We start from the raw sequence: 16,764 nt of genomic DNA, 5'->3' as shown, positions 1-16,764 counted from the left end.
CTGCCAAAGTGCTCGCATGGAATATCAACGCCGCCGCACGGTGGAGGCAGTCGCCTGACATTGGAGTGCAGTGGTGGCCGTGGTCGAAACGATTGAGCTTCCCCGGGTGTGCACCGTGTGGAATAGTGCCATCCATAGCCTTGGGGGTAGAAGTGATGAAGTGCAGACGTTTGCTGGACCTCGCAGTCGCGATTTCCCTTGTAGCGGTTCCGCTTACGGGATGCGCGGGGCAACAGCCAGAACGCGGGAACCCGCAATCTTTTGACTCCATTGATGAGGCCTATGCTGCCGTCGATAACGTCCTGGGCTGTGATACTAAACCCGATGGCGATCCGGTTGTTCCTATGGGCGATGGCATTCCTCTCACTTCGGCGCAGAGACTTTGTTCCGAAAAAATTCAGATAGATCTCTATCCGAATCAGGACGCCCTTGAGAAGAGCTATCAAATATGGTCTGACTCAAAACAGGGAAAGATCCCTCTCGTTCGGGGAAGTAATTGGATGGTTGTTGACCTCAGCCAAATCGCGAGTGGCCAGCCATCAAGCCTTAACATCGAACGTTTGGCCGAGAAACTGAATGGCCAGTACGCCATCGTCGGCACGTAACCGGTACACCCGAGAACGTCCGTCCGCAAATTCCTTGACCAGATACTGTGCAGCCGCGCGCCCGGTGAAGGATCCACAACTGTGCCGCGTAATGCCTGCCCCTGCGATCAGGACTAGGTCTTGGGCAAGGCAGCAGAGTGGCTCGGTTTAGGACGATTAGTTCGTGCGAACTTGGGGTCTTGCGTGGCTGCCCATCGAGGTAACCACGGCGGCTACGGCGGCGGCCAGGGCTGGAATGTAGAACCATCCGATGCTTGCGGAGCCGATGACTACGAAGACAATAAGAACGACAGTAGTCGCGACCGACACTGGAGTCCGCGCGCGTCCTCGTGCGAGGAGAGGTAGCGCGGTCAGGGCCACGGGGATGAGCAACGGCACGAACATAGACGGCCCTACTGTTTCCAACAAGGTTGGATGGCTAACCTGCTCTGGCCCACCGGAAGTTAGTTTTACCTGGGTGTACATGGGAACCAGTAAGAGAACCAAGGACGTGATTATCGCGAGTGAGACAGCAAGGACTTGGCGAACATTCCAAGTATCCGGATGACGATTCATATGACTCCCCAGATGTAGCTGTGTAGGTCAACGAAAGCACCGTTGGTGTGATTCCACTAGAGGCCAGTGGGATCGAACAGAACGTCCTGCTTGAGGTTCCTCAAATGGACGGGCTTGTAGGTCGCTTCCTCGTCATTGAGAAGAGAGCTAGGGCGATTCCTGCCGCTGCGATCGGCAGGGCCGTTATGTACGCGCTGCCCAGATATGTAAGGGCCCCACCTAGAGGGTAGGTCGCACCAAACCACCCGACCGCCACCAACGTAGCCCTTCCGATGGTTGAACGGGGGTGACCCAGCAGCGCAATAAGACTCACCGTGAGGCACCAGGCTCCGGCTAGGAGGAACATGAACACACCGACAAACGCAAGACGGTCGGCGGTAAATGCGCCAACAAAATTGGCGAAGCCAGTTAGCGCCAGGACGAGTCCCAGAAGCAGCAGCCCGAGTTCCGACGCTAAGAGGGCCGGGCGTTCGACAAGCGACTTGAGCATGGAACGACCCTAATTGGAGCGGCCACGACTTGCCATACCAACTCCGATTCGGTGAAAACGCTTAAGCTGTCCCGTTTACGGATCGGCCTACGGGCGCAAGTGTGACACCAAGCGATCACAGAACACCGCCACGAAGCGATCAAATCCACACTGACATCAACAGCGTGTTGACAACAAAGTGTTGATCGCGTGGGATTGATGCATGACTCCGGATGACCGCTCTCCCGCCGATGCTCTCGCTGCTCACCGCGCCGTCTTGGGTGCTGTCGGGGGCGACGGGCTGTCCGAGCGGCCGTGGCAGCATCTTGGGCAGCCGGCGAGCGACTGCGATCTCGTGCGTCTGGCGGCTTGGAAGGCTGCGGATGAGGACGTCGAAGCGGACGTTGTGACGGCTGGGTTGGGGCTGATTGGCGCTGCCCGGGCTGAGCTGGACCAAGTCGAGGCGGGGCTGTTGTTCGCCGCGAGGGCTGCGGGCGTCACGTTCCAGCAGCTCGCTGTAGCGCTGGGATTGGGGTCGGGGCAAGCCGCGCAGCAGCGGATGTCGCGCGTGCTCGCCCGCCTGGGTACCCAGTCGTGAACGCGTTCATCCCGCTTCGCGAGGCGAACGCGGCCTGCGGGTCGAAGGCTGTCGTGCTGGGTCAGCTGTCGCGGGCCGGGTTCGCGGTCCCGGATGGATTCGTCCTGCCAGTCGATCCGGACGCGGGTTGGGAGCAGGAACTACCCGGCGTCCTGGACGCGCTGGGCGGCTCCAGCTGCGCTGTGCGGTCTTCGGGGATGGTCGAGGACGGGCACGAGTGGTCGTTTGCAGGCCAGTTCCACACGAGTCTGGGGGTGCCGCCTACCGATGTCGAGACTGAAGTGCGCAGGACAGCTGTTGCTGTGGAGGAGGCGCGCGCATACGCGTCCGCCGTCGGCCAGCCCGCCCCTGCCAAGGTGGCCGTCATCGTGCAGCGGATGTTGTCCCCCTCCGCGGCGGGCGTCGCTTTCACGCGCGATCCCGTCACCGGACAACGGATCAGCGTCATCGAGGCTGTCCATGACCTGGGTGACCGGCTCGTATCGGGACAGGGCCACGCGGAGCGGTGGCGAATCACGCCCGGAGACCGGCCTCGGCGCTTGACGGCGCGCATGGTCCTCAATGCCGGACAGGCAACCACGGTGAGCCAGGTCGCGGTATCGGCCGAGGAGCTCCTTGGCGGCCCACAGGACGTGGAGTGGGCGATCGCAGACGATCGGGTGTGGATTCTGCAGGCCCGGCCGATTACCGCAACCTGGACAACCGAACAGGTTCTCGCTGCCCCAAGCCGGGACGCGACGGCAACGATGGGCCTGATGTTCGGCACGCCTTCGAGTCCGGGCACCGCACGCGGGCGCTTGCGCGTCATCGAGGGCCTTGACGACTTCTCCCGGTTCGCCGCCGGTGAGGTGCTGGTATGTCGGGCGACGTCACCGGCTTGGACGCCGCTGCTTGCTCGAGCGGCGGCTGTCGTGACCACGCGTGGTGGGGTGCTGTCGCACGCCGCGATCGTCGCCCGCGAGTTGCGTATCCCTGCCATCACCGACGTCCCCTTCGCCATGGGCCTGCCCGATGGCGTGCTAGTCGACGTCGACGGCACCACCGGAACCATCACCGCAACGGAAACCCGATGACATCACCAGACGACGTCCGACTCCAGGTCCTCCACACAGTGCGGATCCTCGGCTACGCCGGAACTTCCCCCGTGAGCGAGCGCGCGGGTCTTCCGGCCGCCCAGGTCGACGAAGCCCTGCTCGATGCTCAGGCAGCAGGGCAGGTGATCTGGGCCCGGTTCGAGACCGACGGCGGATGGTCGCTCACCGAAGCTGGCAAAGCAGAGGGCGAGAAACTCCTGGCCGAGGAGCTGGAGCGCGCCGGTGCCCGTGTCGTGGTGCAGTCCGTGATGACCGAGTTCGAATCGCTCAACCATCAGGTCACCGACGCCTGCACCCGCTGGCAGCTGGCCGAGATGGGCATCGCCGAAACGGGCATGAGCCTCGCCGAGACCATCAAGGAACTCGCCCGGGTCGGGGGAGCATGGGCGATGCTCGAAGAGGAGTTGGTGCGCCGCTTGCCGCGCTTCGATGGCTACCACGAACGATTCAGCGTGGCTGTCGATCTCGCCTCGAGCGATCCCGCGTGGGTGACAGGGACCGACCGCGAGTCCGCGCACCGAGTCTGGTTCGAACTTCACGAAGACCTCCTTGCCACACTCGGCCGCTCCCGCTGACGTCGGTGTTCCAAGCAGGCGCAAGAGCGAGCAACGACTGATGGCAGCGGGCAGCCGGGTTGAGCTCTTCGCGGCTGTACGTCAATGCCGAATCGCGCCTTGCAGCGCACGCACGGGGTCGGGTACCGCACGGTCGCTGCTGCGTTGGACCCGGCGTGGCCGAAGGCCAAGAAGCCGTCGCCCATGCGCGGGTCACGGCTCGATCCGTACCGAGACGTGATCGACGGCTGGTTGCGCGATGATCTCGATGCGCCGCGGAAGCAGGGACGTCCTCAACAACAAACCCTGACCCCGCACTTCCAGGCATCCCGTCCACCTGCCGCAGTGTCAGCGGGTGTGCACGGGTCAGGGCCGCCCAGTCGCCGGCGGCCCCGGTACCGGGGTACGGGCAGCTTCTTTAGCCGAAGCGGCGGGCAGCGTTTCTTTTGCCGGCGATTGACAGGTAGGTGACCACTGCTGCGATGCACGCGGCGAGGCCCAGGCTGACGGGACCGGTCCCCCAGCCGAGACCTCCCCGATCGGAGGATACGGCCGTCCAGTCGGCGAAGGACGCCCCGAGCGGCCGGGTGAGGATGTACACGAACCAGAACGACGGTATCGCCGCAAGCCAGCCACGCCAATACCAGAGGGTGCCGACCCCGATCGCAGCGACGAACACGACGCCCGACGCAAGATAGCCCAGGTCCAGGCTGTAGGCGGTCATGTCGCCCGTCGCGGTGCCAAGGGCGAACGTGACCAGCACGGCGATCCAATAGAACACTTCGCGGCACCGCGTGTCCACGCTGTGGATCGACAGGGTCTTCTCGGACCGGTACCAGAGGAGGAAAACGGCTGACAGTGCGACGAGGAAGAACACAGTAGACACTAAGTACGGGACGCCCAGCACGACGTGCACCGCATCGGCAGCCATCGTCCCGAAGACACTGACCATAACCACGGCCAGCCAATAGACCCATGGAACGTAACGGCGGACGGCGAACTGCAGAACGAGCGAAGCAGCCAGGCCGCACCCACCCAGGCCCAGCGCCACGACAGGGTCGATGTGATGGACCAGAAAGTCCGACGTGGTCTCGCCCATCCCGGTCGTAAGTACCTTTGCCACCCAGAACCAGGCCGTGATTTCCGGAACCTTGACCCCGACCCGGCGTGCGCGAGCCCCTCCCCGGGCCAGCACCCCTGCCTCCTGCAGCCCAGACGCGGCGCCGATATGTGAAATGTCCTGCTGTCGGGAATCTGTCATCCCGTGATTGTGCCTCACAGTCCCTACCGTTACCTGAACATGACAGCGCATCATCCGCCCGGACCCCGAAGGAAAGGGGTTCCGAGGGCCCGGCGCTGCCGGCGGCTGCGGGTCGTGCGTAAGACTCGCTAGGCAACGGGGTGCATTGCGGCCGACACGTTCCGCGAAGTCCGCCGCGGATGAGATCGGGATGTCCATCGTCCTGGCTGGTTCCAGGGGGAAGTAGTGGAGAGGGGCAAAGACCAGCATCATCTCCACTGGGGGCATGCTCTGTCCGGCCGCACCCCAGGCCGCTCTGCTGGTATTCGGCCAGGATTCATCGCGCCGTCCAGAGCGAACGCCATCCAAGTCGGAAGGGTCAGGAGTCGAAAACACCAGTGTCCGAATCGGGATTGCCTTGGGACGCAGTGGGCGGCAGGGACACACGAGCCGTGTCGGTCGATGACCAACTGGGAGCGTCTTTGCCAGGTTTCTTGTGTCACGGTGGAGGTCAACCGCTCCCGTCGATTATTCAGTGAGGCTCATGGTTTTCCCAGCCAGGCATCGGAGAATGAAGGTATGTATTTGGTCGAAACCGGCGCCTACGAAAAGGCATCGTCGCACATCGCACTGGCATTTGGTTCCGGTTCCTGCTCGTTGTCGACTTGCGAGGGGCGCGCCCGCTGCTGAACCTCATAACTCGGGGGCGCGCCCTGGACGACGCCAGCGGATGCGTCCTCAATAGCAGCCAGACTTGACGCCGGTGATGGAGCGGACTTTTCTTCCGTGCGCTCCGGCCCTCTACTTTGAATAGGATGCACGCTCCCGACACCGGCGCTCATGAACAGCGGTGAGCCGGTGGACCGTGCATCCGTCCGGCAGCTCCAGGGTCTCCCTTGATGCCGGCCGCCCTGAAAGGAATCCTCGTGACCTTGCTGCCGCCTGATCACGCAAGCGCGCCATTTTTCGCTTCCGGGCCCTTGAAAAGGCTGCGTGCCGCGCCGGTAACGGTGGGCTTTGTCCTGATGTTCTGGGCTGCGGGAGCATTCTCCTCCTGCCTGATCTCTGGCCCGAGCCCTTCCCTGCGGACCCACTTGGCGGCGACAGCGCACTCCCTGCCGGGGAACTGGTGGGCCGTGCTGACGTGTGGGTTCTGGGCACAAAGCCTGGGCGGGTACCTGCTGGGTACGGCGTTGGTCCTCGCCGTCGGCATTCCGCTGGAACCTCGGATGGGAAGCCTGAAGTTCGCCGCCGCAGGCCTGGCTTCACACGTTCTGGGCATCGGTGCAGCCTTGGGGTTTCTGGCCCTGACACAGCAAACGCTGAGGAGCTTGACCCAGGAAATGAGCGGGCATCTGTTCCTGGGGCCCAGCGCACTGATCGCAGGGGCGTTGATGGCGGGGACCGCCATGATGCCAACCCTGTGGCGGCGCCGGGTCCGCCTGGTCGTCTTCGCGTTGCTGATACTCCTCGCCCTCTACAGCGGGGGGTTCGCCCACCTTGTCAGGCTCGGCGCCGCAGCGACCGGAGCTCTTCTGGGTCCGATCCTGCTGGGCAGGCTTCCCAAGTTCGGACGCCCGGTGAGCTCCCGGCATGAAGGCCGTGTCTTGGTCTCGCTCCTGGTGGCGGTTTCGGCCGTCGGCCCGGTCGTGGCTGGCCTTGTCCCGCATGCCGCCGGTCCCCTGGCGGTCCTGCGATTCCTCTTTACCAACATCCAGCCGGTGGACTCCCAGACCCTCCAGAACCTGTGCTCCGACCCGGGGTCAGCCAAGGACTGTGCCGCCGCCCACCTGCAGCTGCGCGCCGGAGCCGGCGGCATCTTCATGGGAATCCTTCCATCATTTCTGCTGTTGCTGCTTGCCGACGGCCTTCGCCGCGGCCGCCGCTTCGCGTGGACCGGCGCCGTGCTAATCCAGCTCGCTCTCTCGCTGCTGGCTGGCATCACCATAGCCGGGGTTCTCCTGCGAGCGGCACCGGACACCTCGGCCGTGGAGGGGATCGGCGCGTTCGCAGCATCGGGGTACGCACACCCGCTCAGCCTGATAGTGCCGTTGCTGCTGCCCATCGCCCTGAGTATTCTCTTGCTGCTAACGCGCAGGCTCTTCCTGGTGGCGGCACCGTCGGGGACATACACCCGGCTCTTGTCACGGGTTCTTGCCGTGGGAGCGTCCCTTGGAGCGTTCTACCTGCTCGCCGGACTGGCTCTTGCCGGCGGCTTCGCACCCGTTCCCGGGCCGGCCGAACTGTTGGCAGATATTCCGGACCGATTCCTGCCGCTCGGATACATGGTGGACGTGTCGCCGGCGTACTTTCCCCAAAGCACCGCGGCGGTTCTGCTGTACGAGGGCATCGGCGTCATCTTCTGGGCCGCGACCGCCGTTCTGGTGTTGAACACTTTCTTGCGCCCGGTCCCGATCCAGCACAACGCCGGCGCCGCACGCGCCCGCGACATACTGAAAACGCGGGAAGGCAGCTCTTTGTCCTGGATGACGACCTGGCCCGGCAACAGTTACTGGTTCTCCGCCACGGGCGAGAGCTTCGTCGCCTACCGCGTCATCGGCGGGATCGCCCTCACCATGGGCGTGCCGGTCGGTCCCGGGCCGGACCGCGGGGACGCCTTCGCGGAATTCACCCGCTTCTGCACCAGGGAAGGGTGGACACCGTGCTTCTACTCCGTTCCCCAGGACCTGCGGGACCACGCCGCGTCGCTGGGCTGGCGGTCCGTTCAAGTGGCTCAGGAGACGGTCCTGCCGCTGGACTCGATGTCCTTCAAGGGAAAGAAATTCCAGGACATCCGCACGGCCATGAACAACGCCGCGAGGGCCGGCATTCGCGCGGAGTGGATGACATACGCCACCGCACCGTTTTCGGTCCTTGCCCAGATCCAGGAGCTCTCCGAAGAATGGGTGGCGGACAAGAAAATGCCCGAAATGGGGTTTACCCTCGGCAGCCTGGACGAACTCAACGACCCTGATGTCCGCCTGCTGCTTGCCATCGACGGGCATCACAGGGTCCATGCCGTCCTCTCCTGGCTGCCCATCTACCGCAACGGAACCATCAAGGGCTGGACCCTGGATTACATGCGTCGACGCAGCACCGGGTTCCGTGCCGGCATCGAATTCCTCATCGCCTCCGCGGCACTCAGCTTCAAAGACGAAGGATGCGGCTTCATGAGCCTGTCCGGGGCGCCCCTGGCCCGGGCGAATGTGACGTCACCGGACCTGGCCGCCCATTCGGATCCGCAGACGTCGGGCGGCCTGGACCGGCTGCTGGACTGGCTGGGCGCAACTCTGGAACCCGTGTACGGGTTCAGGTCCCTGCTGGCCTTTAAGGCCAAATTCCAGCCCCGTTACGAACCCCTTTACATGCTCTATCCCGATGCGGCGTCGCTGCCCGCTATCGGAAACGCCGTCACCCGGGCCTACCTCCCCACCATCAAATTCGGAGAAAGCCTTGCACTGGCCCTGCGAATGCTTCGCCGCCCCACCCGAGGGAGGCCCGCAGCGCTCCGCAATCCGGAGCCGGTCCCGGGCGCCAACCACATCGACGAGCCCAAGGATGAACGGCCGGGTGCCGTCACCCCCGGCTAACCTCTCGCGGGGCGCCGGGACGATGCCGTGGGCCGATGCGCCCGGCGCGGCGTCGCCGGCGGGTGCGGTCCGGTGGGAGCCGGGTCTTGAACGCCGAGGTCTTCGGCGCGGTGGCTGCGAAGCGACTGTTCAATTCAGGGCCGGGTGAGGCCGAACCTTTGGTACAGCAACGGGAGCCCGGACTTGAGGCCGAAGTTAACGGCGTCCCCGAGGTGCCCGATCCCGGCCCCGACGAACCGGTTGGTAGTCATGCCGGCGGCCTTAGCGTCCGCTTCGGCCTTGGCGCCCTCCGGCCCATACCTGGAGTCCAGGGCGCCGTTGGTGAAGATGGCGAGTTCGTCGTTGTATTTGTGTGCTTTGAGGATGGTGGCGGGTTTCTCTGCGGTGTATGCGGCTTTGTCCCCGCCGAAGATGGTTTTCACCGTGTTGTCGGCGTTGCGGTCCACGGGGTTCAGCTCTCCGGAGATGTCCAGCAGCGAGCCGAAGATCTCCGGTCGCTTGGCCGCGAATGAGAGGGCGCATTCCCCGCCGTTGGAGTACCCGGCCACGGCCCACTGGGTCCGGCCGGTGGCCACGTTGAGGTTCTTGCGGATGTAATTGACGACGTCGGTAGTGACGTAGGTGTAGACGTTGCCCTTGGCGGAATCAACGCAAACCGGATTTCGATACGGATTGCCCAACTGGTCGATGGTGAGCACGATCGGTGCCAGACCGTGGTTTTGCTGCGCCAGCGCATCGAGCTGCTGCACGGCGGTCTTGCTCTGTTCGGGGCCGCCCGGCTGGCCCATCATCATGACGATGATCGGCAGGGCCGGCGGATTGTCCACCAGGGCCGCGGGCGGCAGGTAGAGGAAGGCGTCGCGGGCGCGGAAACCGGACGCGTTCGCCGGTATCGTGACCGAGCCGCTCACTCCGGCTGACGGGATGCCCGCCGGGGGTTTCCAACTCTGCCACAGCGCTGTCCCACTTGGTGCCTGCGGCACCGGGTTGAGTTTCGGCAAGACCAGATGGCTGGTGTGGTCAACGCCCAGCATGGCTCCCAACGTCGGGTTCAGCCCGTAGCCGGCGTTGATCCCCAGCGCCGCAGTGACCACGAACACCAGGCTGGCGGCGACGGCGGCCGCTTTGCGCCACCAGCGTGACCGCCACAGGTTCACGACGCCGAGACCGACGCCGGCGAACGCAATGATGACCCAGGTGCGGGTGCCCGCGTCCAGTGGCAGTCCGAAAACGTTCAGCACGACTTCGCAGACGAACAGGGTAATGGCTCCGGCCAGGGCGCCGCCGGCCACACCCGCCGTGGCGGTGATAATCCACGAACGGCGTCCTGGCCCCGTGGTCCGGCGGCGCAGCTGGGGTGGCAACAGCACCGGGCGCACGAGCAGGTAGAGCGCTGCCAGAGCGGAAAGGGCATAGATGGCGTAGAGCAGTGATGTGTCGATGATGTTGAGGTCGAAAAGCTGTTCCACCCCGCCTCCTCCTGTTTGGCATGGCCCGTGCTGGCGGTCCGTGTCGGGACAGATCCACAACGGCCCCCGGCAGCGGCTATCCCCGGGACTTTATAGCACGCCAGTCATCATGGACGCTGGGAATCCGTCTTCCCAGCCGGCAGCAATCTTCAGCCGCTATGATCAGCGGCGTGACCGTACGGGCAGTCCCGGATGGGTTCAGGGGCCGAACAGCCCCGGCACGCCGGACGATGCCGTTCCGGCGGGACGGTGGCCGCAGAATATGGTCGACAGGGGACATGAAAAAATTCATTCTGGCTCTCAACATCGTTGACGGGCCCTTGATCGTCGCGGCATATGTGCTCAGCGCGGCTTTGTGCGCGACCCTTCTGGTGCGACGGGGGCCTAGGCCGTTCGCCCTGACGGTACTCTGGGGTGCTGCCGGCGCCGTGGTCGGGGCCGTCACGTTAGTGGTGGCGGAGAAGATCGTGCAGGCATTTGGCAGTCCCCTCGACTGGTCTGTTCGGATCTGGGTCATAGTGTTCTTCGCCGGCCTCGGCGTCTGCGGGGCGAACTTCCGGGGATCCGGCACTTGGCGGAAGGTGCTCGCATCCGTGGCGGCTCTCAGCTTTGCTGCCACGGCCACCCTGGGAATCAACGCCTACTACGGACTGAACGTGACGCTGGCCTCCTTCCTGGGGGTCTCCCTGGCCCCAAGGATTGACTTGGGACCGGTCCCACCCCACGCCGCCGCACCCCAGAAGCCGCTGTGGGAAGCGTGGAAGGCGCCGGCCGGAATGCCCTCCGAGGGTTCAACGGCCCAGGTGGTCATCCCGCCCCAAATATCCGGGTTTGCCTCGCGCCCGGCGGGCCTGTACCTGCCCCCGGCGGCACGGGTCCCCAATCCACCGGCCCTGCCGCTGTTGGTCCTGATGATGGGTCAGCCCGGCGATCCGGACCCGCAGTACGCGGCTGCAGTCCTGGATGACTACGCAGCACACCACGACGGACTGGCACCGATCGTCATCGTCGCCGACCAGCTCGGTGACCCCATGGTCGACAATCTGTGCCTCGACTCGCCCCTTCACGGACGCCCGGAATCCTTCATCAACCGCGACGTGGCCGACTGGGCCCGAAGCCACCTGAACATCATTGACAACCCGAAATACTGGACCATCGCGGGCTATTCAAACGGTGGCCAGTGCGCCATTTCCTTCGCCGCCAAGTACCCCTCGGTCTGGGGCAACGTCTTGGACATATCCGGGGAAGAATACCCGGGAGCGGAGGACCCCGGGGGCAACCTCCAGGACGTCTTCGGCGGCAACCAGGCAGCCTACGACGCCCAAAAACCGATCAACATCATGAAACAACAGCACTACCTCGATACCCGCGCCATCTTCACGGCCTCAACCGACGACCCCGTCTACCTGGACGCGGCCCGTCACGTCTCGGCAGCGGCAGCGGCAGCGGGAATGACCGTCACCTACTACGAGGTCCCTAACGGGGGACACGTCATCGGGGCGCTGAACGGGGGCCTGACCAAAGGATTCGAAGTCCTCTACCCCCGGCTCGGCCTCTCCCGGCCCACCCCGTAGGAGCCTCCCGGCCAGCGCTTGAACGCGCCGGGGCCGGCCCCCAAACCCCATGCTCGCCCTGTAGAGCAGTCGCTGCCACCGGCCAGGGCCCTCGGTGGTCTTGGATCAGGCTGTCCTCGTGGTCCTTAATTACGTTGACATAATCACAAGTGCCTCCCAACGGCCGCGGACGCCACCCAGGCATCTTCGCTCTCGCCAACGGTCTGGCAAACGATGGCAAACTCAGCGACCAGGACTGGGCTGCCTGGCGTAGCGCGAACGATCACTATAACGCCGCATACGCGGACCCTTCGACAGTAGACAGGGCGATCTATGACCGTGCAATCAACCCGTCAGCACAGTCCTGGTTCAAGCGCACGGCCACGCACCTGCTGATCGGCGTGGATTTCTACACGGACCTTCTAAACCGTTATGACGTCGGCTGGCAGAGACTCTATTCGAACGATCCAGGGAGAATTCTTTACGAAGACGACGTCCAGATAGTTGTCGCGCCTCATTAGGGAATGATCCGCCAGACATCGTGGCAGCGGGGCCACTGGCACCGCTCAGGGCGGCCTTGCAGCGACGAGACTTCGACGTCTGGCGGTCACAGATGTTCTTTGAATCTTTCCCAGGCCGACTGACGAGTGATGTCCAGGGCCGCTCCTATTTGGGACCAGGTGATCTTTCGTTCTCGGGCGGCGCGGACCCAGATGCGAAGCTGCTCTTCGACTTTGAGGCTTACCCGGGAAATTTCGGGCAGGTGCTGCAGGATTTCCGCGTCTGACATTTTGTCCCAGACGGGCCCCATCGCCTTGGACGACCCCTCGGTGCTGGTGTCGCGCAGGATCTTCCCTGCCTCGGCGACGCACAGTTCGCAAATGGTGACTCCAGGCCCGGCTATGAGCCGGGTTCCGGAAGGCGGCGTCAGCCCGCAGAAGGTGCAGAAATCGCGTGGGCGGTCATTAGACATCGATATGTGCTCCAGACAAACGAGTTGCTGCCACAAATGTCAGGACCAGCCTGACTATAGTCAGGTATGACCTTACGAATCGTGGCTTTCATCAAGACTACGGGCAACCGTAGAAGCGTTGGGGAAGAGCATCGCCAGCCGGCCAGATTCGTTATGCCTGCGGCTTTCCGAAAGTTGCTCACGGCGAGCATTGGGGACGGAATCGGCGACGATGTGCTGCGCTCGATGTTGCCGGTTGTCGCTGTTGCCGTTCTCGGCGCGGGGGCGTTCCAGACCAGTGTTCTGAACGCCCTGGGCATGGCGGCATTCTTGCTGCTCGGAGTGCCGGTCGGTGTTCTAGTGGACCGGTGGTCGAAGAAATCCACGTTGGTTTTGGCCAACGTTGTCCGTGCCGCCGCAGTTGTCTCGGTGCCGATCGCGTATTTTCTTGGAACGCTCAGTATCTGGCACCTCTTTGTCGTCGCTGCCGTCGTCAGCGTGGCTGATGTCGTTTTAGCGACGGCGCAGTCCGCCATGATGCCGACGCTGCTGAAGGGAAGCGAGCTCGGTGATGGCTACGCAAAAATGCAGTCCGTCCAGAGCGGCCTGGCCATCAGCACGCCTGGAGTTGTGGGTCTGATTGTGAAAGTAGTGTCCGCTCCGGCCATGCTTTTCATTGCCAGCGCAGCCTACTTGTTCTCAGCGGTCATGACCGGCAGGCTCCCACAAGATCGACCCTCCCGAGCAGAATCCCCGGACAAGTTCTGGTCCGAAGCACGAGACGGCCTTGGCTACACATTGAGCCATCCCTTTATTGGCTCCTTGATGGTCTCCGTTGCGCTGGTCAATGCCGCAAGTATGTTCGGCGCCGCTGCCAGAGTCATCTTCGCCCTCCAAATCCTCAACATCGCCATGGATCAATTCGTAGTCCTGGGCGCACTGTCAGCCGCCGGGGGCCTGGCCGCTTCCATGACAGCTACTCGCATCACACGACGTCTTGGCGTCGGCAGAACCAAGATCGCCTCGAGCCTGGCCAGCGCCGGATTCGTCATTCTGCTCCCGGTGGCGCCTTTCCTGGGGCTGGCCCCGGTCGCGTGGATTGGCATCTCCGGATTCGGCTGGTCCTTCTTTGTCATTCTCTCTGGTCTGGCCGGGGCCGGCATCATTCCCCGGCTCGTTCCACAGGACCTGATGGGGCGAGTCATGTCCGCCTACCGGCTCTTCACCCTGGGGATCATGCCTGCGGCCAGTATCGGCGGCGGAGTCCTGGCACTGGCAACCGGCGTCATTCCCGTGCTCTGGGGATGGGCCCTCGTTGCCGCCGCATCCGCCATCCCCATCCTTCTCTCACCGATTCGGTCCTGGACGGAATTTCCCGAGGCCCTCGACGTCCACTCACAAGACAACCCGAAATCGGTAGTACCCATCCCGGCGCCGTAGCCCCAGCTGTAGTCACTGATAGGCGCTCAGCTCTCCGAGCTCACGCCAGAGCGGCGCCCGAAGGCGCCTGACAGGCACAAACGAGGCCGTTCCGCAGCAGAGTCTCGTCGGACCCCGATAGAACCGTCGAACCTGGACACTGTACGGTGGGACGTTCGCCCGCCGCCGGACCCTGTTAATTGTCCGGATGGTGAATTTCACTAAGGGCTGGCGGTCATCCACACAGGCCGCCTTGAAGTATTTATCGTTTTTCGTTATGTTAACGACAAACGATAAATGTTGTCTTGGGTTGGGGATGGACTGTGGCGAATACGATGGCTAATTTGGACCGCAAGGGCGCTTTGCTGTTTGCCGTGATTTTTGGGCTGGCCGCACTCAGCATCGCCGTTTCGGCGCTTGTGGCGGTCTACTCCGGGCTCGGGAACACGCCACTTCTGAATGTGCCCCTCACGAACCTAGTGAAACCCGCCCTGGGTCAGGGCAACAGTGAAGTTATCAAAGCCGCGTATGCCACGGCCGACGTCCAGCCGGCCAGCCTGACCTCGACCGAACGCTTTCTGCTGCTCGGATCAGGACTCCTGGGCGGTCTTGCCGGTCTGTTGTCCGCGGCGACTCTAGGCCTGATCAGCTGGTCCGTCTACCGCGGCACAGGCTTTGGAAAGCAGCTGGCCCGCGCCGTCGGCATCTCGGGCATCGCTGTGATGACTTGGGGGCTCCTGGGCCCGTTCATGAACGCAATCGCCCACCACTCGGTCCTGAGTCGGATCACATTGCTTCCGGAACAGGAAACAGGTGCTTCCTTCCTCATGGAGCTGAATCTGTGGCCGATCGCGGTTGGACTCGGTGCTGCCGCTCTCGCGAGCGTGTTCGAGACGGGCCGGCGCCATCAGCTCGAACTGGACGGGCTGATCTAATGGCTCCCGCAACAGATGAAGAGCAGCGAATCCATTGCCGACTCGATGAACTCCTCGCGGCCCGGGACATGACCTTGACCGAGCTAAGCCAGCGCGTAGGCGTCAGTATCGTCAACCTGTCCGTACTGAAAAACGACCGGGCGCGCGCGATCCGCTTTTCCACACTCTCCGCAATCTGCGATGTTCTCAACTGCTCGGTCGGCGAACTGCTTGTCGTCACCCCCTCGCAAGAAGGAAGCTGAACAATCTAAATCGGAGTCGTACGCTCGTACCACTTCGGCGACAACCCGTCCGGGGAATGGCCCTTGTGTGGGCGCAATGATTCAACTGGTTCGTCTGCGGAACGGAGCCTCAGGACTCTTGCTGGGGCCACATACGTCCGTCGAACCGGGGCCAAGAAGGATTGACAAAGTCACGGGGTAGCCTTCTGGCTATGCAGCCACTCGCGACCACTTGCATTCGACGGCCGTTTCATTGGGGAATCGTCATCATCGCCGATTCCGAGCCTGGAAGCCAGATTCCGGACGTGGACCCCGAGAAGGCTGTTTCGTCGAACGAACATGGCATTGTCGCCCTGATCCGTCATGCACAGGACATTGTCTCGTTCGTGGGCGATTTCGACTGGGCCGAGGCTCAAGTGCTCGTTCGCCTACTGGCCCAGCCAGAGCCGCCCTCGACGGATAGGCGCGAGGTGTTCCGAGGAAGGCTAATGATAACTAGTGGCAGAATTTCAGTCGGGGATGCCGATGGTGAAGTAGTACATCCCGCTCACGAAGGTTGGAACGAGCTCATCGTCACGGTCGCGTCCGATGTCGCTGTCAGCGATTTCTCACCAGAAGAACTCCGGATCGACCTTATCCCGCCGGTTAGCTCGGGGCCGGAGATGATGGCTCCGCCTCGCGGATCTTCCGTGATCCCACGCCCGTTAGCCGGCGACTGCTAGTTGCAGACCGGCGTCCCGATGCCATTCGGCCTACGGGCACCAGGGATGACATTTAGCGCTGAGAAAATGCCGCCACTTATCGCTGCAATTCACAATCGTGCGGCTGCGGAAATTCGGCAAATCGTAATCCGGAAATTTTGCGTCGTCCTTGCCCCGGAGGAGCACCGGCTTACGGGCGGGCAGGGTTTGCGATGTCGTGGGCCCGGCAAACGGCGCGCCCCGTAAGCCGATCCATTACCAGGCCTGCTTTAGCAGCGCATTCAGCGACGGAGTTAATACGACCGCGGTCATTCCCTTCTCTCGCTGAGAGTTAGTATTCGGACATGCCAGAGAAACTCGCCCGTCGCGTCATCCGTCTGTTTCCTGATTACGGCCATCGGTGGCCACTTTGGGAGAACAGCGCTGCTGAGCGTCCCAGCAAATACACGATGGAACCGGCAGACTTTGGACTGTCAGAGAACCTCACTCACCGGCTTCGCGCTTGGTACGACGTGTGGGATGCCGAAAACTTGTATGAGAGCGGTTGGAGTTCGGCTGAAAACTACATGACTTGGAAAACAGAGGGTGCCAGCATCGCCGAGCAACTGCGGGAAGAGGTCAAAGCCTCTGCTGACGTGGAATACGACGAGTGGAACCCGCGCCGCTAGATGTACTGCGCCGGGACGTTGTTGACACTTTGGGCTTGAAAACGAGGAGGACCTCCGGGCTTAGTGGAGCTGTCTAGTTCACACACTTTGCGCTCGGAGGTCCTCGTGTCCCACGTTAATGCCCGACTGACAGTTCATGGA

The 16,764-nt window shown here is 63.1% G+C and carries 15 protein-coding genes; 12 read left to right on the top strand and 3 right to left on the bottom strand.

Translation table 11 applies throughout. The annotated features are described in order from the left end of the window. The first annotated feature begins 140 nt into the window (after window positions 1-140). From AB4089_RS06025 to AB4089_RS06010, 4 genes are all read left to right on the top strand, one after another. A complete protein-coding gene (locus tag AB4089_RS06025) occupies window positions 141-605 on the top strand; it encodes a hypothetical protein (RefSeq protein ID WP_441408390.1) in 465 nt (154 codons plus the stop codon). 1,247 nt (window positions 606-1,852) lie between these two features. Then, the gene (locus AB4089_RS06020; RefSeq protein WP_441408389.1) at window positions 1,853-2,227 is read left to right on the top strand and encodes a hypothetical protein; all 375 of its coding nucleotides are present in this window, start codon (window positions 1,853-1,855) and stop codon (window positions 2,225-2,227) included. Next, window positions 2,224-3,300: a PEP/pyruvate-binding domain-containing protein gene (locus AB4089_RS06015; protein ID WP_441408388.1), complete on the top strand. Its 1,077-nt coding sequence runs from the start codon at window positions 2,224-2,226 to the stop codon at window positions 3,298-3,300. Before AB4089_RS06020 ends, AB4089_RS06015 begins: the two co-directional genes overlap by 4 nt. Beyond that, entirely contained in the window at window positions 3,297-3,896 is a 600-nt protein-coding gene (locus AB4089_RS06010; protein WP_441408387.1) for a hypothetical protein, read from the top strand. Before AB4089_RS06015 ends, AB4089_RS06010 begins: the two co-directional genes overlap by 4 nt. A gap of 397 nt (window positions 3,897-4,293) precedes the next feature. Here the strand turns inward: AB4089_RS06010 and AB4089_RS06005 are convergent, their stop codons facing one another. Further along, a complete protein-coding gene (locus AB4089_RS06005; protein WP_441408386.1) occupies window positions 4,294-5,136 on the bottom strand; it encodes a COG4705 family protein in 843 nt (280 codons plus the stop codon). Between the two features lie 959 nt (window positions 5,137-6,095). On the opposite strand from AB4089_RS06005, the gene AB4089_RS06000 reads away from it, so the two are divergent. Then, window positions 6,096-8,705 carry a phosphatidylglycerol lysyltransferase domain-containing protein gene (locus AB4089_RS06000; protein WP_441408385.1) on the top strand — a complete coding sequence of 870 codons (2,610 nt, stop codon included), beginning with the start codon at window positions 6,096-6,098 and terminating at the stop codon, window positions 8,703-8,705. Between the two features lie 134 nt (window positions 8,706-8,839). Here AB4089_RS06000 and AB4089_RS05995 read toward each other — a convergent pair whose 3' ends face one another. Further along, the gene (locus AB4089_RS05995; protein ID WP_441408384.1) at window positions 8,840-10,174 is read right to left on the bottom strand and encodes an alpha/beta hydrolase; all 1,335 of its coding nucleotides are present in this window, start codon (window positions 10,172-10,174) and stop codon (window positions 8,840-8,842) included. 278 nt (window positions 10,175-10,452) lie between these two features. Here AB4089_RS05995 and AB4089_RS05990 point away from each other — a divergent pair, with 278 nt between their 5' ends. After that, a complete protein-coding gene (locus tag AB4089_RS05990) occupies window positions 10,453-11,748 on the top strand; it encodes an alpha/beta hydrolase (RefSeq protein ID WP_441408383.1) in 1,296 nt (431 codons plus the stop codon). 149 nt (window positions 11,749-11,897) lie between these two features. Further along, on the top strand, window positions 11,898-12,248 hold the full coding sequence (locus AB4089_RS05985; protein ID WP_441408382.1) for a hypothetical protein: 351 nt from the start codon (window positions 11,898-11,900) through the stop codon (window positions 12,246-12,248). A gap of 86 nt (window positions 12,249-12,334) precedes the next feature. Here the strand turns inward: AB4089_RS05985 and AB4089_RS05980 are convergent, their stop codons facing one another. After that, the gene (locus tag AB4089_RS05980) at window positions 12,335-12,700 is read right to left on the bottom strand and encodes a ClpX C4-type zinc finger protein (RefSeq protein WP_441408381.1); all 366 of its coding nucleotides are present in this window, start codon (window positions 12,698-12,700) and stop codon (window positions 12,335-12,337) included. Between the two features lie 153 nt (window positions 12,701-12,853). Between AB4089_RS05980 and AB4089_RS05975 the strand changes: the two genes are divergently transcribed. The 5 genes from AB4089_RS05975 (at window position 12,854) to AB4089_RS05955 (ending at window position 16,623) form a co-directional block, all read left to right on the top strand. Further along, entirely contained in the window at window positions 12,854-14,119 is a 1,266-nt protein-coding gene (locus AB4089_RS05975; protein WP_441408380.1) for an MFS transporter, read from the top strand. Window positions 14,120-14,433: 314 nt separating this feature from the next. After that, window positions 14,434-15,033 carry a hypothetical protein gene (locus AB4089_RS05970; RefSeq protein WP_441408379.1) on the top strand — a complete coding sequence of 200 codons (600 nt, stop codon included), beginning with the start codon at window positions 14,434-14,436 and terminating at the stop codon, window positions 15,031-15,033. Next, window positions 15,033-15,275, top strand: coding sequence for a helix-turn-helix domain-containing protein (locus tag AB4089_RS05965; protein ID WP_441408378.1), 243 nt, complete (start codon window positions 15,033-15,035; stop codon window positions 15,273-15,275). The genes AB4089_RS05970 and AB4089_RS05965 overlap by 1 nt, the downstream gene beginning before the upstream one ends. Before the next feature lie 191 nt (window positions 15,276-15,466). After that, complete coding sequence (locus AB4089_RS05960; RefSeq protein ID WP_441408377.1) at window positions 15,467-15,976, top strand: hypothetical protein; 510 nt, start codon at window positions 15,467-15,469, stop codon at window positions 15,974-15,976. Between the two features lie 323 nt (window positions 15,977-16,299). Next, window positions 16,300-16,623, top strand: a complete 324-nt coding sequence (locus tag AB4089_RS05955; protein WP_441408376.1) for a hypothetical protein — start codon at window positions 16,300-16,302, stop codon at window positions 16,621-16,623. Window positions 16,624-16,764: the final 141 nt, after the last annotated feature.

The sequence above is a fragment of the Arthrobacter sp. 2MCAF15 genome, assembly GCF_052115605.1.
GTDB lineage: Bacteria > Actinomycetota > Actinomycetes > Actinomycetales > Micrococcaceae > Arthrobacter.
This window is presented reverse-complemented; position numbering and strand designations above follow the sequence as displayed.